This window comes from uncultured Thiodictyon sp. (genome assembly GCF_903828115.1).
Classification (GTDB): Bacteria; Pseudomonadota; Gammaproteobacteria; order Chromatiales; family Chromatiaceae; genus Thiodictyon.
Genome location: NZ_CAIKKU010000250.1, coordinates 22,147 through 28,146 on the forward strand (window position 1 = coordinate 22,147; position 6,000 = coordinate 28,146).

Annotated in this window: 3 protein-coding genes; 2 read left to right on the forward strand and 1 reads right to left on the reverse strand. The window is 66.8% G+C overall.

Going from position 1 to position 6,000, the window contains the following annotated elements; all coding sequences use genetic code 11:
* Positions 1–81: 81 nt before the first annotated feature.
* Positions 82–1,395 (forward strand): glycosyltransferase family 39 protein, encoded by a 1,314-nt coding sequence (locus QZY48_RS09425; RefSeq protein ID WP_295430423.1) that lies wholly within the window; start codon positions 82–84, stop codon positions 1,393–1,395.
* A gap of 194 nt (positions 1,396–1,589) precedes the next feature.
* Complete coding sequence (locus tag QZY48_RS09430) at positions 1,590–3,224, forward strand: hypothetical protein (RefSeq protein ID WP_295430425.1); 1,635 nt, start codon at positions 1,590–1,592, stop codon at positions 3,222–3,224.
* Positions 3,225–3,307: 83 nt separating this feature from the next.
* Here QZY48_RS09430 and mutS read toward each other — a convergent pair whose 3' ends face one another.
* Positions 3,308–5,896 carry a DNA mismatch repair protein MutS gene (gene mutS / locus QZY48_RS09435; protein WP_295430427.1) on the reverse strand — a complete coding sequence of 863 codons (2,589 nt, stop codon included), beginning with the start codon at positions 5,894–5,896 and terminating at the stop codon, positions 3,308–3,310.
* Positions 5,897–6,000 lie beyond the last annotated feature (104 nt).

Genomic DNA, 6,000 nt, shown 5'->3' on the forward strand with positions numbered 1-6,000 from the left:
GTCCGCCGCGGGCTGCTGTACGGAGATGGGAAAGCGCCGGAGCGGGCCGCTCGCCTGGGCGGGGGAGATGTTGACATGAGAATGAGCAGGGTCCTGTCGGGGATTGCGGCCACTGGCGTGCGCCTCATCGGTCATCCGCTGTTCGTGCCGCTGGTGCTGGCGCTATGGATTGTGCTACGACTGGCGGTGATGCTGCTGGTGCCGGTCGCGCCCGTTTCCGACGCGCTGTGGTATCACAACGCCGCGCAGAGTATTGCGCAGGGGTTGGGTTACAATCGAAACGGCGTGCCCACCGCCTTCTGGCCGGTCGGTTATCCGGCTTTTCTCGCGGCGTGGTACTGGTTGTTGGGGGCAGATCCCGGGGTCGGGCAAGCCGCTAATCTATTGCTCTCGGTGCTGACGTTTTTTCTCGTGCTGGCGATTGCCAGGGAGGTGTCGGGAAACGAAACAGTGGCCCGCTCGGCAGTACTCCTATTGGCGTTGTATCCTAATTATATCGCCTATCCCAGCCTCCTGCTCAGCGAAACCCTGTTCACCACACTATTACTCGCAAGTGTCTGGCTCTACTTACGGTATCCGCGGCGGCTGGGAATCATCGCAATCGGTGTGTTGTGCGGCGCCGCGACGCTGGTGAAGACTCAGGCGCTGCTGCTGGCGCCGCTGCTCGTCGCATTCGATGTGGTGGTGATTGCGCGAGGTCGCGAGCGGCTTGCCGCCCTGGCTCGCGGTGCATTCGTCTGCCTGATCATGGTTGCGACGCTGCTGCCCTGGACCTATCGCAACTATCTGGCTCTGGGAGTGCCCGTGCTCGTCTCCACGAACGGCGGGATTACGCTGCTCACCGGCAATAACCCAAGCATGCGCCCCGATTTCCGTACCGATTTTCGCACCGATGACCCGCTGGTGGTGTCGCTGGGTCATCCGGCGGGGGACGAGATCGAAATCGATCGGCGCGCGAAGCGCCTGGCCGGGGAGTGGGTTCGGGACAATCCTGGGCGATTCTTGGCGCTGATTCCCCATAAGGTCTGGCGGCTGTGGGTTCCGGATGGTGAGGCGGAATGGGCTTACCAAGAGACTGGCCCGGTATACGAGAACCACCGCTGGGCTTACCGGACGATCCGCGGCCTGAACCAGGTATATTATATGGTCATGCTGTTTGCGATACTCGCCTTCCCGCTGCTCTATCGGCAAGGGTCGGCAGGCCGGGGCGGGCGGTGGATCTGGTTCGGCTATGTCTTTGCAATTCTCACCACGCTGGTTTCCATCGCGTTTTCCGGGCAATCGCGTTATCACTTTCCGGTGATGGCACTACTGGTCATCAATGCCGCCTGGGTCTGGTGTCTGGTGCTGGAGCGGATGAAGCGGGGGCCGGCGCAGGGGTGGGCCTCTGGTTAGGCGCGCCGGGTATTGAGACCGGCGGACACCGGGGGAAAAGGGCGGCGACGGTGCGCGCAGGCACCTTGCCGATTGTGGACGTTGACCGTGTGGGCCGCTGACGGCTCGGGCAGGTGGGCATGGGCGTGGAAGCGAGTAGCGTTCGGGATGGTCGGTCGGCGGGATCGGCCGCGGAATTCTGGCTAGTTGCCGGGGTGTTACTGCTGTCGGCACTGCTGGTAAACGCCGCTATCCTGGTGCTGGGTCAGGTATTCGACAGCATCGACCTGCGGACGCATTACCGTTGGTCGTACCAGTTCGCCGCCGCGTTGGCGGAGGGAACGCTTTATCCCCGGTGGATGCCGCTTGCGAATTTCGGCCTTGGGGAGCCGAGCTTTGTCATTGTCCACCCGGGCTATTACTACGTGATCGCGGGCCTGAAGGCGTGCGGACTGAGTATCTGGGATGCGATGCGCGCGACCGCGGTCGCGTCGTCACTGTTGTTGGGTATCGCGGCCTACTGGGTGCTCCGGCGCACGGCGTCCGCGGGGTGGGCCTGGGTTGGTGCGCTCGCGCTTCAGGCGTCGCCCTTTGCGATGTTTCTATTTGGTTTTCACGTTGCACTCCCATGGCATTTCAGTCTGCCGCTGGCGCTCCTGGCGATCGGTCTGTCGCTGCGTGAGCGTGACGAATCCGTGAGTCTGATGCTCGCCTTGACGATCGCCGGCCTCTGTATGACGCACCTGTTGGTGGCCTTCATGGTTTTGGTGTGTGTCGGGCTGATGAAGCTGGCGGGTCTCCTCTGGGGTGCGGGCGACCAGGGGGCGGTGCGCTTGCTGGGCTGGATCGGATCGGTGTCGCTCGGCATTGGACTCGCCGCCACCTATGTGCTGCTGGCGGTGACGTCCGGGCCTCTGTTCAGCCCGGAGTATGGGACCGACGCGCTCTACCTGAATTGGCGTAACAGCTTTATCCTGCCGGTGGTCACGTCCCGGATCTTCGGTGTGCGGTGGGCGGTGGCGCAATGGGTATTGCCGCTGGTTCCCCTGGCCTCGCTGGTCGTGACCGGGTTGATTCTCTACCGGTGGCGGGATGCGCGCGACGGGGTCTGGAGGATGGCGAGTCGCCTCGCGGTCGTCGGGGCGCTGGCCTTGGTGATGGCCAGCGAAGTGGCCTATCCGTTGTATGCGGCAATCCCCTTTCTCACCAACGTGCAATGGCCCTACCGGTTCCTGACGGTCGCAAGTCTGGCCGGCGGCCTGGCGCTCCCTCTAGCGGGTGTCATAGCGTTTCGGGCCGGAGGATCGAGAGGATTGAAGCTATCGGTCATCGGCTGCTTTGGCCTCTCCTTTGCCCTCTTCGGTGCTGTGCAGATGAAGTTGGTGCGTGAGGGGGTGGATCCGCAACTCGGTGCGGCCACCCTGGTCGGTAATGTTGCGCAGCGGGGGGCGGAACCGGCAGCCATCGGCCCCAGATGGCGCAGCTATATCGATTCCGGGGGATTCGACGGCTATTGTGGGCGTGAGGCCCTGCGGTGTGAGCAAGTGGTGCAGGAGGCGCATCGACGGGTGTGGCGCGTCACGACCGAGTCGGGCGGCCGGGTGATTCTGCCGCTCTTTGCCTTCCCCGCCTGGACGCTGTATCTGGATGGGGCACGCGGGGCGGGCGGTATCGATGCGGAGACGGGACTCATCGTCGTGGACCTGCCGGCGGGGTCGCATGAGATTGCGGTGCGTTGGACTGGCCTCTGGCAGGAGCAGGCCGGGCTTGCGATTTCGGTGGGGGCCCTGGCGCTGATTATCGCGATCAGGATCCGCCGGGGTCGCGGCGCCCGGCGCGCCGCGGGGTAGTTGGGTCCGTTCGATGGAATTTCTTGGCGAGCTTGGCGCCGTGGGTGAGCAACGGCCGGATTCAGCGTAACGCGGATAGGTTCCTATGGCACCAAGTCGCGCAGGTGATAGAGCGCCGCCAGTGCTTCCCGGGGGCTCATGGCGTCGGGCACGAGTTCGCGCAGGGCCGCGCAGGCCGGGTGCTCCGGCAGCGGTTCAGGGGCGCGCTGGGGTTCGGGCAGGAACAGCGACAATTGCCGGGACCCCTGCTCCGCATGGCGGCGGGCGGCGTCTTCCAGTTCCCGCAGGCGCCCGCGGGCGCGCGTGATGACACCTGGCGGCACCCCGGCCAGGGCGGCGACCGCGAGTCCATAGCTCTGATTGGCCGGCCCCTCCAGCAGGGCGTGCAGGAAGACGATGGAGGCACCATGTTCCACCGCGTCCAGGTGCACGTTGGCGATGCCCGGATATTCGTCCGGCAGGGTGGTCAGCTCGAAATAGTGGGTCGCGAACAGGGTGTAGGCGCGGATGCGGGTGGCCAGCTCCACGCCGCAGGACCAGGCGAGCGAGAGGCCGTCGAAGGTGCTGGTGCCGCGGCCCACCTCGTCCATCAGCACCAGGCTCTGGGCGGTGGCGTTGTTCAGGATGTTGGCCGTCTCCTCCATCTCCACCATGAAGGTCGAGCGCCCCCCGGCCAGGTCATCGGCGGCCCCGATGCGCGAGAAGACCCGGTCCACCGGCCCCAGCGTGGCAGCGCGTGCCGGCACGAAGCTGCCGGCATAGGCGAGCAGCACGATCAGGGCGCACTGGCGCATATAGGTCGACTTGCCGCCCATGTTGGGACCGGTGATCACCAACATGCGCCGCCGCCCGTCAAGGCGCAGCCCGTTGGGCACGAAGGGGCGGTCCAGGACCCGCTCCACCACCGGGTGGCGGCCGTCGGTGATCTCGATGATGGCCTCGTCGGTTAGGCTGGGGCGGGACCAGTCCAGGGCCTGGGCGCGCAGGGCCAGATTGACCATGACATCGATCTGCGCGATGGCCGCGGCGCTGACTTGCAGCACCCCTATGGCGTCGCGCAGGGTGGCGAGCAGGGCCTCGTAGAGCGCCTTCTCCCGCGCCAGCGAGCGCTCCCGGGCGCCCAGCACCTCGTCCTCGAAGCGCTTGAGCTCCGGGGTGATATAGCGCTCCGCGCCCTTGAGGGTCTGGCGGCGCACATAGTCCGGCGGGACCTGATCGGCGCGCGCCCGGCCCAATTCGATGTAATAGCCGTGGACGCGGTTATAGCCGACCTTGAGCGTCGCAATCCCGGTGCGCTCGCGCTCGCGCAGTTCCAGGTCCAGCAGGAACTGGTCCGCGTTGGTGGAAAGGGCCCGCAGTTGGTCCAGGTCACTGTCATAGCCCGGGGCTATGACCCCGCCGTCGCGGATCAGGAGCGGCGGCTGGGGCAGGATGGCGCGATTGAGCAAGGCGACCAGGTCGGGGTGCTCACCGAGCTGCTCGTGCAGGTCCGCGAGCAGCGGGGCATCGATGGCGGCCAACAGGGCGCCCAGGTCCGGGCACAGGGCGAAGGAGTCGCGCAGGACCGCGAGGTCCCGCGGACGCGCCGTGCCCAGCGCGACCCGCGCGAGGATGCGCTCCAGGTCGCCGACGCCGGTCAGCAGGTCTCGCAGGGGTGCCCCCGCGGCCGCGTCGATCAGGGCGGCGAGTGCCTGGTGACGGGCGCGCACCGCCGCCTGATCGCGCAAGGGGCGGGCCAGGCGGCGGCGCAGCAGCCGGCTGCCCATGGCGGTGGCGGTATGGTCCAGCACCCCGGCCAGGGTGTGTTCGGCGCGGCCGGACAGGCTCTCGGTCAGCTCCAGGTTACGGCGAGTGGCGGCGTCCAGGATCACCGCCGCGTCCCGGCTCTCCGTGGTCAGGCCGCGCAGGTGGGGCAGGGCGGCGCGCTGGGTGTCGCGGACATACGCCAGCAGGCAGCCGGCCGCCCCGACCGCCAGGCGCAGCCCGGCACAGCCGAACCCGGTCAGGTCACGGGTACCGAACTGCTCGCACAAGAGGCGCTCCCCGGTGTCCGCGTCCAGGTGCCAGGCGGGGCGGCGGGTGAGGCCACGCTCCAGGCCGAGCGCCGCGGGGAGTCGGCTGTCCTCCGCCAGCAGGACCTCGGCCGGCCGCAGGCGCGCCAGTTCGCTCGCCAGGGCCTCCATCGACTCCAACTCCAGGACCGAGAAGCGTCCGCTCGACAACTCCAGGACGGCCAGACCGAAGCCCGTCGGCGCGCCGGCGGCGCCCTCTGCGATGGCGACCAGCAGGTTCTCCTGGCGTTCATCCAGCAGGGCATCGTCGGTCAGGGTCCCAGGGGTGACGATCCGCATCACCCGCCGCTCCACCGGCCCCTTGGTGGTGGCCGGGTCTCCGATCTGCTCGCAGATGGCGACCGAGACCCCCTTGCGCACCAGCCGGGCCAGGTAGCCCTCGACGGCGTGGTAAGGCACGCCCGCCATCGGGATCGGCTGCCCGGCGGAGGCGCCCCGCTTGGTCAGCGTGATGTCCAGGAGCGCGGCGGCGCACTCGGCATCCTCGAAGAACAGTTCGTAGAAATCGCCCATGCGGAAGAACAGCAGCATCCCCGGGTGCTGCGCCTTGAAACCGAGGTACTGCTGTATGACTGGCGTGTGGGTTTCCGCATTATCCATAAGTTAGTAACGAGTCGAGATCAAGTTAGACGCAATCGTTGTCGTTGTCGTTGTCGTTGTCGTTGTCGTAATCGGAGAAGCAATGCACTTTGGGGTGCGAGAGA